Below are 18,093 nucleotides of genomic sequence, written 5' to 3'. Positions count from 1 at the left end.
CACCGTAAACACCCGCCAATTTGCACAAATCCTGCGCAGCGGCGCACTAACATCAATCCAGCTTAGCAGCCCAGCCAAATCAGGCACTGGGGCGGCATGAGAGGGATCTTATGATAGTCGCGAAACCGACATGGGCCACCGACATCCACGGCCTCTTCAGCGCCCCCTACTGGATACCGCCCGCCCAACGCGCCGCCGTCGCCGCCTCATGGGTGGGCTGCATGAACGCCTACTTCGTATTCCTCGAAGACCCCGCCTCGGTCAAGACCTGGTCCGAAACCATCTACCAGCACCTGGCCTCCCGCAGCATGCCGCTGACTCTCGACCAGCAGCAGTTCTGGCCCATCGACGCCCTGGAAACCTTCAGGCTGTGGGTCAACCAGGGCTGGCGCCTGACCCCCAGTTCGCCGTTCGATGTCGCCGAGCGCATTCCCCCGCCCGACCTGCCCCACCCGGTCAAACGGGTGCGTCAGGACATTCGCGCCCTGACACAGGAACAACTGAACCTGTACCGCTCGCGCCTGGATGATGTGATGCAAGTCTCCGACCCCGACAGCGGCTCGCCCTGGCAGCGCTACGCCTACATCCATACCAACTGGTGCCTGCATTACCAGGAAGCGTTTGCCCTGTGGCATCGGGCCTATCTGCTGTACCTCGAAGCGCTGATCGACTGCGCGATTCCCTATTGGGACTGGATGGCCGAAGACGCCAGTGTCGACGGCAGCCCCCAGGCCGGTTTGCCCCAGGCGTTTCTCGATGAAACCTACGTACACCCGCACACCGGTGAAGTGCGGCCGAACCCGCTGCGCTATGCGGCGGCCAAGGACGGCAGCTCGAAGGTGTGTGCCAGGGGCGATGTCAACGGCGTGGACTGCCGCTTCGTGCAGCGCAACCCGCTGTTCTATACCCAAGGCGAGCCGTTCCACCGTGAGCGTACTGAGCTGTATGCCATGAGCCGGATTTTCCAGCAGCAAGTGGTCGATGCGCTGAAGTTCACCTCGTTCAGCCAGCCTCAAGGTGTACCGGGTTATCCATGGGCGAATATTCCGGTGTTTGACCCGCCGCAAAAAGACGACCTGTACCCCAACCGCGCCCTGAATTTCGACGGGCTCTACGAGCAGCCCCACGACAACTATCACGGCTGGATCGGCGGTGACATGGCCGACAACGCCTACACCGCATTCGACCCGGTGTTCAGCGCCTACCACGCCAATATCGACCGGATGCTGGAAGTGTGGATCCGTGCCAACCCGGCGGCGCAGTACACCACCCAATGCCTGCTGCAGCCGTTTGCCGGGAGTGGGGCCAGCACCGTCACGTTCACCAGCGCGGATGCCTGGCGCTATACCACCTTGGGCGATATGGCCCAGGACAGCCGCCATATCGGCTACGACTACGGCACGCCCGTCGCCCCACAGTTTGGTGCGACCAAGGCCGCTGCGAAGGCGTGCTGCCCACACAGTTCGGTACCCGCCCCGGCCACCCGCAACGCGGCCGGGCTCGGGCCGTGGGTGGTGTTCGACCATGTGCGCTGCACCCACGACACCTACCTGATCGACGTATTCCTCAACCAGCCCGACGCCACGCCGCAGCAGGTGAATGCCGACAATCCGCACTATGTCGGGCGCTTCAGTCGCATCGGCATGGGCCTGGTGGATGACAAGGGCCGTTGCATCACCCACGGCGTGTCCCGCGCGCTGAATGCCGCGCGCAATGCCAGGGTGCTGAACCTTCTTCCCACCGACACTGCCCAGTTGTCCGTGGTTGTAACCCATCTCGATAGTGCCCGGGTGTTGACGCCGCAAGAGTACGCGCCGCTGCCAGGCTTTATCGCCCAACTGGTGTGGGACGACCCGCGCCAGGCCATGACCGGCCCTGCCCCCAGTGCCGGTTGCTGCGCTGCTTCCACCCACACAACACCTGGAGAATCGCCATGAGCACACCCTTCAAACAATTCACCTCCCCCGCCGGGCAGGCACCCAAGGACTACAACAAGCTGGGCCTGGAAAACCAGTTGCCGCAGTTTGAAACCGACTGGAACAACGACCTCACCGGCTGGACCCAGTCCGCTATCATCGGCAACCCGTGGTCGGGCCTCTATGACGCGCCACGCTCGGGCTATTACAACCCGCTGGTGGAAGGCTATGGCCCTACCACGCCGGCGGCGATCACTTGGGCGCCCTTCCCCAACCGGCTATGGACGTTTTTCTACAACAATGGCACGGCGGTAATCCCACAACTGGGCGGCAAGGCCATGACCCTGCAACAGTTGATGGAGCTGACCGACAACGGCCAGATCACCCTCAATAACACCCTGTACATGCTCTACGATCCGAACAAGCAAGGCACCCTGCTGCAATTGCCGGTGACCCGCTGCCCGAGCATCGACTGGCAAGGCAAGTACAAGGATTTCTCGCCCTCGGGCCCGCGTGGCTGGCTTGACGAATACTGCGAGTGGTCCATCGTGCGTGATGCCGACGGCAACATGCGCAAGATCACCTTCACCTGCGAAAACCCGGCGTACTTCCTGGCCATGTGGCGCATCGATCCGAATGCGGTGCTGGGGCTGTATCGCGACTACATCGACCCGCAGGTGCAACTCGAAGACCTCTACCTGCGCTACACCGCCGACTGCCCGACCGGCAAAACCGGCGATCCGGTCATCGACCCCACCACCGGCCAACCGGCTTACGACACCGTCAACAAATGGAACGCCGGCACCGCCTGCGTACCTGGCCAATACGGCGGTGCGATGCACCTGACCTCCGGTCCCAACACCCTGAGTGCCGAGGTGTACCTGGCCGCCGCCGCGACCATCCTGCGGCCGGTAAGCAGCAGCCAGAATTCCCAGGCGTTGATCTGCTGCGCGCAATACGGGCAGAACTACCGCAACTCCGACCCGCATATCGGTTTCTCGGCCAACAGCGTGGCGGTGAATAACCGGCTGTCCCTGACCAACCCCATCGGCCTGTACCTGCAACAACCCACCGACTTCTCGGCATGGAAAGGCCCCCAAGGCCAGGACGTCAGCCAGTATTGGAAGATTACCCGTGGCGCCGCCAAATCCGCCGCCAACGGCTCCGACCAGATCCTGCAAGCGGTGTTTGAAGTGCCGGTCAGCGCCGGGTTCTCGATCAACGACATCACCATCAGCGGCCAGCCGATCGACTATGTGTGGGTGATTGCCCAGCAGTTACTGGTGGGCCTGAGTGTGACAACCACGCCGATCAGCCCGACGCCGGATTCGTGCCCTTGCGTGACGGATCGGGTCAACGGCGTGCAACCCTGGCCGGTGCAACTGCTGCCGGTGGATCTGTTCTACGGGCAGTCGCCTACCGACCTGCCGGCGTGGCTCGCTCCCGGCACCAGCGGGCAGTTTGCCCTGGTGGTGCAAGGCGCCGACCTCAAGACCACCGCCGAGACGGCGCGGGTGCAGTTTTCCAATCCTGGGGTGACGGCGCAGGTCACCCAGTTCCTGCCGGATGCCTCGGCCATCCCCGGGCAAACCAACTCCGGTGGCACCCAGGGCTACCTGCTGACCATCACCGTAAGCCCTACTGCCGCACCGGGGCTGGTGACGGTGCGCGCGCTCAACCCGGGCGAAGCCGATAACCCGAGCGCGACGGAACACCCATGGGAATCCGGATTGGCGCTGGTGCCTGGCGCCTGACCGATACGCCCCATCAGCCGCACCCACCCAGGGTGCGGCTTTACCTGCTTGCAAGGAGCGCGATGATGTCCAGGTTACGCTTGAGTGTTTTATCGCTGCTGACCAGTGTGGTGCTGAGCCTGTTCGCCATGCAGGCCGCCTACGCATCCCCCACTTCCGACGCCGACGCCTGCGTGCAGCAACAACTGGTGTTCAACCCGAAAAGCGGCGGGTTCCTGCCGATCAACAACTTCAACGCCACCGGCCAGAGCTTTATGAATTGCTTTGGCTGGCAGTTGTTCATTGCCCTGAACTGGCCGGTGAATCCCGGTTGGCCCGCCACGCCCGCCCTCGCGGGTGAGCCGGACATGAACAGTACCCCGGCGCAATTCGGTGTACCGCCCGCCTCCGGCCAGCCAATGAGCGTGGCGCCGGTATGGGCCAGCTACAAGGACGCCAACGATATCTTCCTGCCCGGCGCGCCCGCGCCCACCGGCTGGGGCGTGCAAACCCTGGTGCCGTCCAATTGCAGCACCCAGGGCAGCCTCAAGGCGATGTCGGTGGGTGCGCGCAAGTTCATGACCGCCACCTCCGAAAGTGCGATCAACGCCCGGCATGGTTTTCACTTGTCCAGCGGCACCCTGGCCTCGATTCCGGACCCGATCATGGAAGCCTCCGGCGGCTGGCTGACGGACCAGTCGCAGAACCTGGTGTTTTTTGAACGCAAGGTGGGCAAGGCCGAGTTCGACTACATCGTCAGCAAAGGGCTGTACGACGCGGCCAACCAGCTGACAGTCGCGCAGAACCTCAACAACCAGAACCCGGGCGGGCTTTCCCTGCCCATCGGTGAACCCATGCGCTCGCTGCCGACCAACCCGGTGCCACAGGAGCAACTGGGGGCATTGGAGGTCAAGGCGGCGTGGCGGATCCTCACTGGCAAACCCGAGCTTTACGGACGCTACCTGACCACCGTCGCCTGGCTCAAAAACCCGGCCACCTTGCAGTGCACCCAACAAGTGGTGGGCCTGGTGGGCCTGCACATCATCAACAAGACCCAAGCCTCGCCCAACTTCATCTGGACCACCTTCGAGCAGGTGGACAACGTGCCGGAACCCAAGCAGGTGCCGCCACAACAGACGCCTCCCGACGGCTTTGCCTTCAACAACCCCAACTGCGGCACCGGCCCCGAATGCACGCCAAACGTGGCGCGTATCCAGTGCAAACAGCAACATCCCGACCGCGACTGCACCGAGCCGTTTCCACGGGACCAGCCCGTGCAGACCACCCGGGAGCATCCGCTGCCCACTGAACTGCAAGCCCTGAACGGTGCGGTGCAGGCCAACTTCGCCCAGCAGAGCCAGGGTAAGTCGGTGTTCCAGTACTACAAGCTGATCAACGTGCTCTGGACCCTAACCCCCAACCCGCCCACCCAACCGGAACCGGGTGTCAGTGCGCCGGTGCCACTGTCCTACGGGCCGTATATCAGCGAGGGCAACGTACCGGTGGCCAACACCACCCTGGAGACCTACGTCCAGGGCGATAACTGCAACGCCTGTCATCAGTACGCAACTATCGCCGGCAGCTCCACGCTGGCCTCGGACTTTTCGTTCCTGTTCAACAGCGCCGACTCGGCCAGCAAGAAAAGCCTGGTCAAGCGCGTGAAAGCCTTCCAGACCCTCAAGGACCAACCCTGAAGGCCTGCTGTAGGAGCGAGCTTGCTCGCGAAGGATGTGAACGATAACTCGGGGTCCCTGGATAAACGCGGCGCTCTCAGGTTTTTCGCGAGCAAGCTCGCGCCTACAAAGAGCCAATAAAAAAGGGGCGATCGATGATCGCCCCAAATACAACGAGAGGTCCTTTTCTAACACTACAAACTGATCTGCTGACGCTCCTCATCGGTCAACCGCGCCCGCGCCTGGTCACTCAATGGCCCGGCACCGAGCACCTGCACCGGGCTGTTGGGGTTGTAGCCCGAGGTCTTCTGCTGTTCCTGGGGCCCGCGCTGCACTGGCTCAGTGCCAAAACTCAACACCTCCACCGTGACAATCGACGCCCGGCCCTTCTTGGCCGCCGCCTGCTGGCTACGTGCGGCATCTTCCGCCGCCTGGGACGCCGCTGCGCCGGCCGCACTGGCGGAACTCATCGCCCCGGTATTTACCGCCGCCGACACCGGCACCCCGGACGACTTGCCCTGAGTCTGAATGTTCGCCGCGTTCACCACCCGCAACGCGGCGATGTTGATGTTGCCCGAGACCCGAATCCCCGCCTCGCCCGCATCGATGGTGCCCAGCGGCGCAATCAGGTCGATGTCCCCCGCCGGCACTTCCGGGATCGGGTTCAACGTGGCAATCCCCGCCCCGGTACTCGGCACCGCCGGCGACAGGGTCACGTTGCCCCAGTTGTCATAGACACGCTTGGGCGGCGTGTACACCACGGTGGTCTTGGAACCGCGACCGGCGTTGATATCGCCCTCGCCGGACCAGCCCATGATCGAGCCGCCGAAGGTGGTCATGATGCGGCTTTGGCCCAGCAGGATGCTGCCCAGGGAATACAGCTGAATGTTGCCCGTGCCCTGGGTAATGACGCCCGCCGAAGCCGGTGGTGCCACGCCTTCGATACCGAAGGTCTGGCTACCGCCAGGGGTGAGCATCTGGATCGAGCCGCCGAAGTCGGTGTGTACACCCGCCCCGCCAAACAGGCGGATATCGCCCTGGTAGGTGATGGTGTTGCCGGCCACGTCCTTCTCCGGGAACAGTGCCGCAATCGCTGCCCGCCCCCGGGCGTAACTGCCTTGCCGTACACCGCCACTCTCGTTGTACTCGCGCCCGCCCGCCTGCAGTTCGGCGAAGTAAACCTCACGGGCAAACACGCGTTGCTGCTCGGCGGGCAATTGCATGAAGTACGCCAGTGCCTGCTCGCTGTCACCGGCAAAACCGAAGCGCTCGACCAGCCACGCCACCAGTTCGTTTTCGTAGGTCTTGGCCACCTTGCCGCCCGATGCCGACAGCGGTTCACCCACGGCAATCAGGTTCGCCGGGTTGAGGTAAGCCGCCACAAAGCGCCGGTAATCCGCACCGCTGGCACCCGCACCGGCCTGCATCACGATGCTAGCGCCCGGACGCACGTCGCCGGCAATGATCGGGCCGAGACTGGTCACGCTGACCTTGTCGTCCATCACGATGTTGCGCCCGGCCGTGATCTCCAGTGCGCCAGGCCCTGCGATGTTGAAGCTGCTGTAGATAATGTCGCGCCCGGCGGAAACAATGGAGAGGTCGGTTTTGTTGTTGTGGACGAACAGGTTGCCCGTGGCGAGCACGCCCGGATTGATCTCGCCGTTGTCGTTGGGGTTGGCACCGCTGCTGACGATATCGCGCCCGGCCATCATCCACACCGGCCGGCTGCCTTCATACCAGGTCTCCCCGGCATGGGGCAGATTCGCGTTATTGAAACCAATGATCCGGCCGCTGCTGACGCCAACCAGATCCCCGGTCAGGGCGTAGAAACGTGACGGATCAGCCGTATTGCTCAACGGCTCAGACGCTGTGCCCGGGCCGAAAGCGAACAACGACAGCCCCTGATTGCCGTAGGTGTTGTAGTTGCCCGTGCTGGACGTATTGCCGTAGTTCTGCGTGCCGAGGGTGGCAACGATGGCCGGATTCCAGGGGGTGGCCATGCTGCTCGGTGCCGCACCGGATTGGGTGACGGTAAACCCACCGGCATAAATCGAGTCCTGCGCCAGGAACTGCAATTGCCCGTTTTGGCCGGGGGCCAGGAGCAGCGGATAGCGATAACCGGCGACATCATTGAGCGTGGCGGCCTTGCCATAGTAAAGGCTGCCACTGGCCGCAGTCGCCCTGACGATCGATGGATAGACCACCGCCAAATCCGTGTTGGTCACAGCGCCAACAAACGGCGTCAGGTTGCCGCCTTCGGCATACAGATCGATAGCGGTGTTGGGGGTCCACAACGTGAACCAACTGCTGGAGCCGCCATTCACCCCGTCACGGCTGAAGGCCGAGCGGTTGTACTGGCGCACACGCCCGGCATCTTCAACCGTCTGCAGCACCAGGTCGCCCAGGGTATGCAAGCTGAAGGTGGAATCGCCTGCCACCAGGGTCAGCCCACCTTGCGGCGTACTGCGATTAGAGCGCAGCGGCTCAACCGCCCTTACCTCGCCGGGAACCTGGTTAGTGGTGCTGTACTGCAAGTCGATACGCCCGATGCTGGCGGCCTGCACTTGCACATTGCCGCGAGTATTCACCAGCACGCCGTTACGGCTGTCGGGAACCTCCAGGGTGGCGACAGGGTTGAGCGCACCTCGGACGCGTACCCGCATGTCACCGCCACCGGTCAGTTGCAGGGTGCCGTCGCTGCTTACCCGGCCGGTGCTGCCGACTGCCAGCACCAGGCCCTGGGTACGTTTGTTGGTGACGTCCCCCACAAAATTCGGGATTTTCAACGAGCCCGCATCGCCGCCCACGTTTACATCCAGGTCGCCCCCACCCAAGGTACCGAAACCGGTGAAGCCAATCAGGTTGTCAGCGGCGATGTTGGTGTAGGTGCCAAAGTTGATCCACCACGCCGTAGGCTGGGCCTGCCCGCCGGTTGCCAGATTGCCGCTGCCCTGGCGCCACAGCCAGTTGCCGACATCGGCCGTATTGCTGCCGCCGTCATAAGGGTCTGGGCGCGAAGGGACCGAGAGACCACCGGCATCCAGCTGGCCGGTCAGGTTGCCACCGACGTTCAGCGTCAGGTTACCGCCCGCCTCCGGGTACCAGGCGCGGTACAGGCTCTGGCTGCCACCGTTGACGAACTGTTCGAAGTAGCTGTTGGGGTCCTTGAGTACCGTGGTGCCGCCCGCCAGGGCTCGCGGCTGGTTGAAAGGGTCACCCGCCTCAGTGGTGGTGGACGAGGTGCCCGCCGTGTACACACCGTACGTCGAGTTCACACTCAGGTTGCCTGCGCTCAGCAGTTGCAGGTCACCGGTGCCGGTACGCACCACGCTGAACAGCGAGTTCGATGGGGTCGGCGCGTATTCCTTGGCGCTCAGGGCCACACAGAACGACGGTGTATCCTGGCAAAACTGCGCCACTGTCTGGCCTGTCATCTCCAGCATCCAGGCGTCATCCATCGCCGTGCCGGCCTTAACAATAATGTTTTGCTCAGCCAGCGCTGTTTCAGCCTCCTGGCTCCACGCAAACCCCGCTTTGGCCGAGCAATATGCCGGGCTACTGCTACAGAAATCGGCAACCGAACCCAGGCCAAACTGATCGAGGATCGCTTGATCCACCGGGTCGCCTTCCTTGACTTCTACACCGTTATTGGCAAGGTCTTCGACCGCAAAGGCGGTCCACACCAGCACGCCTTTGGGCGGCACTTCCTTGGCGAACATGCCGTAGTGGCTGTCGGCCAAGCGCAGCGTGCCGCTACTCGGGTCAGGCTGGAGCAGGCGACTGTCCGCAGCCTCGGTGTCAGCCCCCGCCACCAGACGCAATGACCAGGATTGCGAACCTTCGGCCAGCATCGGCGCAATGGCCCAGAGTTTCCCCTGGCGCCCGGCCACTTCAGGGCGCAACTCGATCGAACCTGCCCCGTCCACCAGCTTGACGTCGGTGCCGACCGGAATCAGCGCGCCACGCGCCAGGGCAATGTTGCCATCAAGGGTGACGACATTCTGGCCGCCGTCCAGCGCCCCGCTCAAACCCGGCAACGGCACGCCCTTGGGCCAGGTCATGGCGCGCAGTTGGGTGGCCTGGGTCAGCAAGCTACCGGCTTCCAGTTGCACACCCGCTTGCAGGGCATAGGGTTGGTTCAACAGCGTACCGGCCGCCAACAGCACATTGCCTGAAGCATCGAGGACCGCGCCCGCGAGCACGGTGCCTGCGGGCAAGGTCAGGTCCTGGGCCAGCGTTGCCCGTGTGGGCAGGCGAGTGCCGGCGACGACGGTCATGCCTTTGATCGGCAAGTCGTAGTTCAGCACCGAGCCGCCCATGTAGGTGGTGCCATCGGCCAAGACCACACCATTGCCTGGCACGATGATCTCGCCGCCGGCAAAGTCCCGGCCCGCCAACAACAGCCAGCCCTTGTCATTCATCGTTTCCGGTGGCGGCGAGAAGCCGTCGTTGATGCTGCCATAGATGTTCAGGTCGCCGCCGGCCCGCAAGGTCAGGCTGCCGGCCTCGCCCGAGCCATACACCGAGGTTTTCTGTGTGTTGGGGTTGAGGCTGGCGTAGCGATAACCGGAGAGGTCGACATCACCCTGCACCACCAGGTCGCCGTCCGGGGTCTTGCTGATGATCTCCACGCCCGGGCGCAGGTGGAAGGCGTCGGCGTAAGTGGAGTTGTTCAAACCGGCCAGCTTGTTGCTCAGCAGGTTGGTGTTTTGCAACGCGGCGTTGATAAAGGCCGTGCTCAATACGTGCTTGGCATCCAGATACGCTTGGTCGATGACCTGATACGGCCTGCCGCTGGCGGTCGGGTCGGTCATCAGCGGCGCGTCGTCGTAAGTCGCCATGCCGTTGAGGGTGACCGCACGCGCGCCTTTGATCGTCAGGTTGCCTCGTGCATCAATGGCGATGTCATTGTTGTCGATGCGCGGCGCGTTCAATTCCAGGGTGCCGCGATTGCGTCCGTCATTGCCTGCCGCGCCCGCCGTGCCGTGACGCAGGTCGATGGCCGCGCCATCGGCCAGGGTCAGTTGTCCGCTGCCGGAACCCAGTACCACCATCGCCCGGTTCGGTGAGTCGATGATCTTGCCGTAGCTGTCGACCCGCACTTGGCTGCCGTGGGCATCCAGCACCGCGCTGCCGTCCAGGGTCAGGCCGTTTTTGCCGGCCAGGTTGATGCTGCCGACCCGCTCACCGCTGGCATCCACCCGCCCGCTGACGCGCAGGCTGCCGTTGTCTACCGAGACGTTGATGGCGTTGGCCTTGAGGCCGTTGCCGATGGTCAGGTCGCCTTGCTTGAGCTGGAAACTGCGCCCGCCGAACACGGCGCCCTCGTTCAGGCGCTGGTTGAGTGCGGAAAATTGCTGATCCAGCGAGCCACTGGCGCCCAGGCGCTGGGCCTGGATTTCCACAACCCCGCCTTGATACGGCACATAGGTGCCACCGGCGTTGTAGTAACCGCTGCTGCCTCCCAGGATCTTGCCTTGCAGGTCGACCAACCCGCCCGCCGCATTCACCGCCACGGCGCGCAATTTGCCGCCCTGGTTGTACCTGGCGGAGAGGTCGATGGTCGAGCCCGCCGCCTGGCGGATATTGCCGTTGCGGCTGTCGAGCAGCACATCGCCGCCTGCGCCATATTTCGTGATGTCGTTGAACACCACCGCACGACCGGCCACGTCGATCAACGCTGCATCGGTCAACACCACATCGTCAGTGGCTTGCAGCGTGACCTTGCCGCTGGGCAATACCACGGCGGTAGCCAAGCGAACGGTTTGCCCTTTGAACGACAGTTCGCCGCCGTAGCCGGTGACCGCACCACGGGTGTCGGCAGCCCCTGCGACATCAAGCGTGCCGCCAGCGGTGATGCGGTTCAGCGAGCCGCCTTCACCGGTCATCAGCGGCGCCACGATGTTGAGGTTACCGCCGCTGTAGGCAAAACCGCTGACCGGGTCATACGCGCCCTGGCGTTGATACACCGACAGGCTGCCTTTGTGGTTGGCCGTGATCCGCTCGCTGGCATTCAGGTTGACGTTGGTAAAGCCCAGTACCAAGCGATCAAAGACCGTGTTGGTATCGCGCTGGGCAAACGCCCCATAACCGAATTCGATACGCTCGGCCTTGATATCCAGGCGCCCACTGCCATGACCGGCGCCGTCAGCAATCACTGCGCCCGGTGCGCCTGTGGCGCCTTGCCAGATCAGGTTGGCGGTGTGAATGGTCGCTACATCATCGGCATTGCCCGCCCCATAGATCGCCGGCGTCGACAGCACCAGGTTGCTCAGCAACGACTTGCCGGTCACCGAGTCGTAGGTATCAAGGGTGGTGGTGCCGTAGAAGTTGAACGCCTGCCCGGCCGACAGTTGCAGGGTTTCCAGGGCCGGGGCACCCGATTGGGTGTCACCGCGCAGCAAGCGTTCGAGCACTTGCTGGTTGAGGGTCAGGCCCGATGGCAGCACATTGCGCGCGGCGGCATCGGCCAGCCCCGCCGCGCTGCCGACGTTGATATTGCTCAGGGCCAGCGCCAGGTGACGCGTGCCGTAGCGCACCTGGTCGTCCAACTGCAGCGCTGTATCGGTTGCAGCGACGATACTGCCCTCGGAATAGAGCGTGGTCTGGCCCGAGCAATTGCCGCTCGGGCACACACCGATCTTGATACCGCCCGAAGGATTAGCACCGGTGTTTACGTAAGGCAGCACATTGAGCAGGCCATTGGACACGGCCAACATGCTCGGCACACCCTGGTAAACAAAACCGTCACGGGCGTCATAGATCGCCGCACCTCGCCCCAGCGTACTGATCGACGCGCCCTGCTCAACCACGATATCGCCGCGGCCCGATACCATGATCACTTCCGGTGCCGAGAGGGTTGCACCGCTGCGCAGGGTGACCCCATTACCCGCGGCGTTGGCACCAAAGGGAAACTTGATGATATTGCCGTTACGCCCATATTCGACTTGGGGCAGGCCACCGATAACCAGGCGTTTGGCGCCCAGACTATTAAGGCTTTGGGCGGTGAGCGTGAGGCCCTCGTAGGCTGCCAAGGGATTATTGGCATCAACGATCTGGGTGCTTCGGCTCTCGACCGTATCACCGCCCAGATTGATCACCCCCACGGTGCCGCCGTAGCCGCCTTTGGCGGCTTCAAAGTTGCCAATGCCCTGGAACGAGAACGTCTCTTTGCCCCCGCCGCCGTTAAACCCCAGCTTGAGGGTTTTGGCGTCCACTTCCAGCATCGGACGTGGCACACCGAGCCTCGCGGCGTCGGCAATCGCGAACTGGGCGTAGCTGGTTTCGTTGTACTGCGAGTAGCGGCGCAAGGTGTCGGCCGAGGTCAGGATCACCTGGCTGTTGACGCTGTTGTGAATGCCGGTGTTGATAATCGACAGTTGCCCGGCCGTCGACCACGAACCGTTGCGCATCAGCGTGGTGCTGCCGTCACTGCCCTGGGCGGCGAGCCCGTTGATCTCCACCCGGAACGCCCCCGGCTTTAAGGCGTAGGTGGACGGCATCAAGGTGTAAGTGCCTGCCGGCAAGCCCGGAACGCCAGCACCGATGGTGATCTGCTGGCCCACCAGCGGCGTACTGGCGCCGGCTTCGCCAGTGGCGGGTGCATAGCCTGATTGAACCCCCGGCACGATGGCATAGACCGGGTTTGTACCCAGCCCCGGCAAGGTGAAACCACCCTTTGCCCCGAACTGCACCAGCGGGTTGAAACGCGCATCGGTAGAACCGCCGCGCCCGGAAATAAAGCCGGCCCCCAGCAATTCGCCGCCACCGGACAGGTCCAGCGTGGCGTCGGGCAATACGTCCACCGACTTGCCCCCCAGAATCACCCCGACCGACAGCTCTCCACCGTTGGTAGCGCCGATCCCGCCCTGCCCGGTGAAGACCACGGACTTGCCGTTGTAGCGATAAACCTGTCCATCCACGGTGCCGCCATACGGCAGGACCAGGCCCTTGGCGCTGACCGACGTCAGGCTGCCGGGCAGCAGTTCGACCTTGGTGCTGCCCAGGTTGCCGAGTTCGATCAACCCCAGCGGCGCACGCAATACACCGCCCTGCCTGAGGGTGGCAGCGCCCAGTTGCAGGCGCCCGAATACCGAGTCCGGGGCAGCGCCGTTGTCATCGCCGACCTTCTCAATCGTCAGGGTGCGAGTCGGGTCGAAGATCAGTTGATTGCCGTTGTTGCCGAGGCTGCCTACCAGCACTTGGGCCTTGATCTCGGAGCCCGGGTAGATACGCGCGGCGCGCAGGGTCATGTCGCCTGCTGAACTCAGGACGGTGCTGAAACCACTGAGTGTATTGCCGCCATCGCGCCCGGCGAGAAAGCGCAGGTCGCCGCTGCTGTTGAGCCGAACCTGAGCAAAGCCCTGATCGGCACCAAAGGTGAAGCGGTCGCGGATGTCCAGCAAGTCGCTGTCGACGGTCAAAGAGCCCTGGCTGCGAAACGTCGGCGAGGTATTGCCGATGTTCGCCCGGGTCCACGCTTCCATCCCGGACCTGTCCGGCTCAAGCAAGCCGCTGAGGAGCACGTGCGGCGCACTGAGATTAATCTGCGAGGTCGGGTTTGCGTCGCGGGTCAGGCCAATACCGCCGGAATACAACTGCAGACTTTGCCCCATGTGCAGCGAGGCATCGCCGTCGAGATTCAACGCCCCTCGCACCAGCAGTGTCAGGTTGTCAAAACCACCGGCCTGGATCTGGTCGATGCCGAGTGCGCCGTGACCGTAGATCAACGAGTCTGCCGCCGCGTCTGCCGTGTCGGGCAAGGCGGTGGCTTGATGCTGCTGGTTGATCACCAGTTCACGTAACAGCAGCACACGGTCTTTGACGTGCTGCTTCAAGTAATACGGCGACTCGAGTGCCAGCGCCAGACGCCCGCCCGCCGCGCCGGCGCCACCGGCATTGGCCACGAAGTTGCCGTCCAGGTACAGGCCGTTGTTGGACGCGAACGCAAGAGTGCCGCCGTTGCTGGCCACCCGCGTGCGGCCCTGCCCCGGAACATCGAGCAGCGCCTGGCTGCCGGAGGCGTCCAGGCGTGCACCTTCGCGCACCACCACAAACAGGTCGCTGGCCTTGGCGATGCCGGTGGCCGGATCGATATCGCCACCGACGGTAATCTTGCCGCCATCGCGTACCTGGCCATACACGCCGCCACGATTGTCGACAGCGGTTACAGCCCGCGAGGCCACGTCAATCACCGCCTGTTCGCCGATCCAGATCGAACGACCATGGCCGTTGCCCTCGACTTGTGAGGACTCAGTGTTGCTCAAGCCCGCGAGGCTCACAGTGCCGCCCCAGGCATTGAGCGTGCCGTCGACGGTCAATTGGCCGATGCTGCGCAGGTTGATCGCCTGGCCGGGGTCCACATTAATCACCGCGCCTTTGCCGACGTCCAGGGCGGTGGTCGCGGCCAGCGCGCCTGAAGCATTCGTCGTACCGGCGCTGAGGTTCAGGCTCGCGCCACGACGTTGAGTCAACACACCTTTGACGGCGTCCTCCTGATACAGCTCGGGTGTCCAGCGTTCCAGCGCCGTGGTCGGGTCACTGCCGCTTGGGGTGGACAGCGCCTGTTCGCTCAAACGGTAAACCGGCATGGACACATCGACCCGGGTGCCGTCAGTGACCAGCAGCCCTTCGTTGCCGGTAATGTCGTAAGCCGAGAAGCCTTTATTGAAGAAGTCCCCTGCCAGGTGCAGGGTGTCGTCGCCCGGCGAACTCGCGTTGTCGCCGATCTGCACCTTGCGCGCCTGTATGGCCAGCGCGCCACCGCCGTTGACGCCGTAACCGCGAATCTCACTGCCCAGCTCAAGGGTGCTCAAGGCCGCCAGGGTCGCGCTGCCGCCCTTGCCACCGATCACCTTGCCGTCCAGGCCGATGGTGGCCCCGGAGGACACGTCCACCCCACTGCCTGCCGCCAGCTGCAGGTCGCCGGTGCTGCGCAGCGAGACCTTGCCGCCATTCAGATACGCCGCGCTGGCGTTGTTGACGCCGTCCTGCGCCAGGTTGCTCCAGCGCCCGGAAGCGTCCAGCTTGACCCCTTCGGCCACATTGACCCAGGCCTGATTGCCCGCCGTTGGCAGCAGGTACACATCGCCCACGGCCATGCCGCGATCCCTGTCGGGCTGGTTAAGCAGGTTGCCCGCATTGATGCTGCCACCGTTCGCCGTCAGATTGGCGCTGACCGTCACCCGCGGTGCAAACAGGGTGATGTCGCCGCCATCGGCCACTTTGAGCGCGCCGTTGACGTTGACCTGTTGTGTGGCGGCGACTTTGATCGCGCCCAGTTCGAAGCCGTTGAGCTGGTCACTGTCAAGAATCACCTTGCCCTGGCGGTCAGCGGGCAAGGCCGTGCCCAGGTCCAGGCCATCGGCGATTTTTTGCGCGCCGGATTCGAACAGAATTTCGCCGGTCACCGGGTTCAGGTTGTAGCGCAAGGTGCCGGTACTTTTATTGAACACTGGCGTGTAGCTGCCGATGATCAGTTGCGCGCGCTGGGCGGCTGCCTTCTGCGACTGCTGATAGCCGTCGATGTTGATAATCGGTGTGTTGATCTGGCGATCGCCCTGGAACACGTCGCTGATCAAGCGGCCTTCAAGCACCGCACTGGTGGTGCCGATCACCAGCTTGCCCGCATCGCGGCCTACGGTGTAACCCGCCTCGTAGCGTTGTTGCGCGGCAATCAGCGGGTTGTAGTAATGGTCGGTACGGCCCCAGCGGGCGCTGGTGTCTTCAAAGCCTTTGTAGAAACCCGAGTAGAGAATGTCCCCCGGGGCCTTGGACAGTTCATACAGGCGGCCATCAGCGCCATTGAGCCAGCTTTGCCGGATGTAGCCATCCTGCACGTCAATCGTGCCGCCAGAAAGGTTGAACCGGGCGCCCTGCTCGGTCACCACCTCCTTGCCGGTAAACGTCAGCGTACCGCCCTGGGCCATCCATTCGCTGACGCTATGCCCTTGGGTGCCGAGGTAACCGCCGACTTCCAGCAGGCCACCAGCGGTGTACCAACGATCGGTGGCGTAACCGTTGGTACCCGCTGGCACAAACACCAGTTCACGCAGGTCAACCCACACATCGTTGTTGATCAACTGCCCGCCTTCACGGTTGACCGGCGCATCGCGCTGCTCGTTACCCTGGACGTTGATCTTGATATTGTTGGATTCCATCGACACCTTGACGCCCACCGCGCCGGACACATCGATCATCGCCCCGTCACGCACCAGGCTGCGCTGGCCGGCCGTGACCGCGACCTGGCCGCCGGTGGCCAGGGTGATCGAGCCGTCCTTGAACTCCACGCTGCCGCCGCTGACGATCTCGACCCGGGACTGGTCGATACGGTCACTGACCGTACTCAAGTTATTGAATCGCCCGGTGGCCATATTGACCGAGTCAGGGCGACCGTCGAGGTTGATCAGGCCGTTGTCGCGCTGGCCGTTAAGCGCAGTGTTGCCCGTACTGTCGAGAAGGATGGCCGTGGTGCTGCCCTGCCCCAGGGTCACGCTGCCCGTGGTATCGGTGACCGAGTTCAGCAGGTGGACGGTGCCTCGGGTGTCCACCGAAGTGCTGGCCAGGGCCACACCGTTTTGCTGCACCCGGTGCCCCGTCAAGGTGATATCGCCTGTAGAGGCCAATATCAGCCCATTGTTGCTCACCTTGCCCGCACTGCTGCCCGGTTTGAGGCTGGTGGCCACTTCGTTGCCGCGGGTGGTGGAACCCTGGTTACCCGAGGTCCCTACGCCACGGCGGATGTAAAAGCTGTCCCCGGCGGCCAGGGTGGTCTGGCCCTTGGCGGTGATGATGGTGCCGGCGTTCTCGACCTCGGAACCCAACAGCAAGGCGTAGCCGCCGGAGTCGGTGGACAGCGTCGGATTATGGGTCTGGATCAGCGCGCCACGCTGCACTTCAACCTTGCCGGCGGCATCGGTAAAGGTCGGCTGCGAGCCGTTGATGTCGACGTAGATCCCGCGCTGGGTGAACTGCTCATCGGTGATGTTGGCGGCGGCGGCCACCAGGTTACGCACGTTGACCTGGCTGGTGCCGCTGAAGACTACGCCGTTACGGTTCATGATCATCACCGTACCGGCGCCGGTGATCTGGCCCTGGATCTCGCTGGGGCGTGCGTTGGGATCGTTGACCCGGTTGAGCAAGGCCCAGTTGGACTGCTGCTGGAAATCCACAGTGGTGTTGCGCCCGACGTTGAACGTCTCCCAGTTGAGGATCGCCTTGTCGGCGGTCTGCTCGATGCTCACCGTGGTCTTGCCGCCGGACTGGCTCTGGGTCGGTCCTTTGGCATTGACCCAGCCTTGGGTCAGGCTGTTGTCGACCTGCAGGCCACCTTTACCGAGGCCGTCGGGAATCGTCGAGACCTGGCCAAGCGCGGCCTGCCGACCTGCCGCCTGGGCGGCCTGCTGGGCTGCAATCGCCGCCACGCTGTTGTTCAAGGTGCTGATGGACCGTGCCAGCTGCTGGTTGACCTTCGCTTGTTGATTCAACGCCGGAATCCCCGGCACCTGCCCGGCGCCAAGACGTGCCGCCGTGGCGGCCTGGGAGGCGCCCTTGTCGGCAAACCAGCCGGAACTGAACGCCGCCGAAGCGGCATGGGCGTTGCCCGCCACCATCAACAAGGCAATGGCCTGGGCCAGCGGCTTGAGGCGCAGAACTGTCTGGGCACGTGGCGCCCGGGCATTCAGGTGAACCGGAGGTGTGCAGCGGACCATCAGCAATCTTCCTTATTTGTAATCGCCCGGGGGCAAGACACGCTCATGTATGAGGGTTAGG

At 63.6% G+C, this 18,093-nt stretch carries 4 protein-coding genes; 3 read left to right on the top strand and 1 reads right to left on the bottom strand.

Annotated elements, in window-relative coordinates:
• Positions 1–110: 110 nt before the first annotated feature.
• The 3 genes from ACA046_RS12925 to ACA046_RS12915 all read left to right on the top strand — a co-directional run bounded on the left by ACA046_RS12925 (position 111) and on the right by ACA046_RS12915 (position 5,343).
• A complete protein-coding gene (locus ACA046_RS12925; protein WP_497676698.1) occupies positions 111–1,937 on the top strand; it encodes a tyrosinase family protein in 1,827 nt (608 codons plus the stop codon).
• The gene (locus ACA046_RS12920) at positions 1,934–3,670 is read left to right on the top strand and encodes a DUF8225 domain-containing protein (RefSeq protein ID WP_497676697.1); all 1,737 of its coding nucleotides are present in this window, start codon (positions 1,934–1,936) and stop codon (positions 3,668–3,670) included. Before ACA046_RS12925 ends, ACA046_RS12920 begins: the two co-directional genes overlap by 4 nt.
• Positions 3,671–3,735: 65 nt before the next feature.
• The gene (locus ACA046_RS12915) at positions 3,736–5,343 is read left to right on the top strand and encodes a hypothetical protein (protein WP_459028223.1); all 1,608 of its coding nucleotides are present in this window, start codon (positions 3,736–3,738) and stop codon (positions 5,341–5,343) included.
• A gap of 173 nt (positions 5,344–5,516) precedes the next feature.
• On the opposite strand, the gene ACA046_RS12910 is transcribed toward ACA046_RS12915, so the two are convergent.
• A complete protein-coding gene (locus ACA046_RS12910; protein ID WP_497676696.1) occupies positions 5,517–18,032 on the bottom strand; it encodes a filamentous hemagglutinin family protein in 12,516 nt (4,171 codons plus the stop codon).
• Positions 18,033–18,093 lie beyond the last annotated feature (61 nt).

The sequence above is a fragment of the Pseudomonas sp. LBUM1641 genome (assembly GCF_059716235.1).
This window is presented reverse-complemented; position numbering and strand designations above follow the sequence as displayed.

Excerpts from the sequence above, each read along its gene's own strand:
- ACA046_RS12925 (WP_497676698.1), top strand. The coding sequence starts at position 111 with ATGATAGTCGCGAAACCGACATGGGCCACCGACATCCACGGCCTCTTC.
- ACA046_RS12920 (WP_497676697.1), top strand. The coding sequence starts at position 1,934 with ATGAGCACACCCTTCAAACAATTCACCTCCCCCGCCGGGCAGGCACCC.
- ACA046_RS12915 (WP_459028223.1), top strand. The coding sequence starts at position 3,736 with ATGTCCAGGTTACGCTTGAGTGTTTTATCGCTGCTGACCAGTGTGGTG.
- ACA046_RS12910 (WP_497676696.1), bottom strand. The coding sequence starts at position 18,032 with ATGGTCCGCTGCACACCTCCGGTTCACCTGAATGCCCGGGCGCCACGT.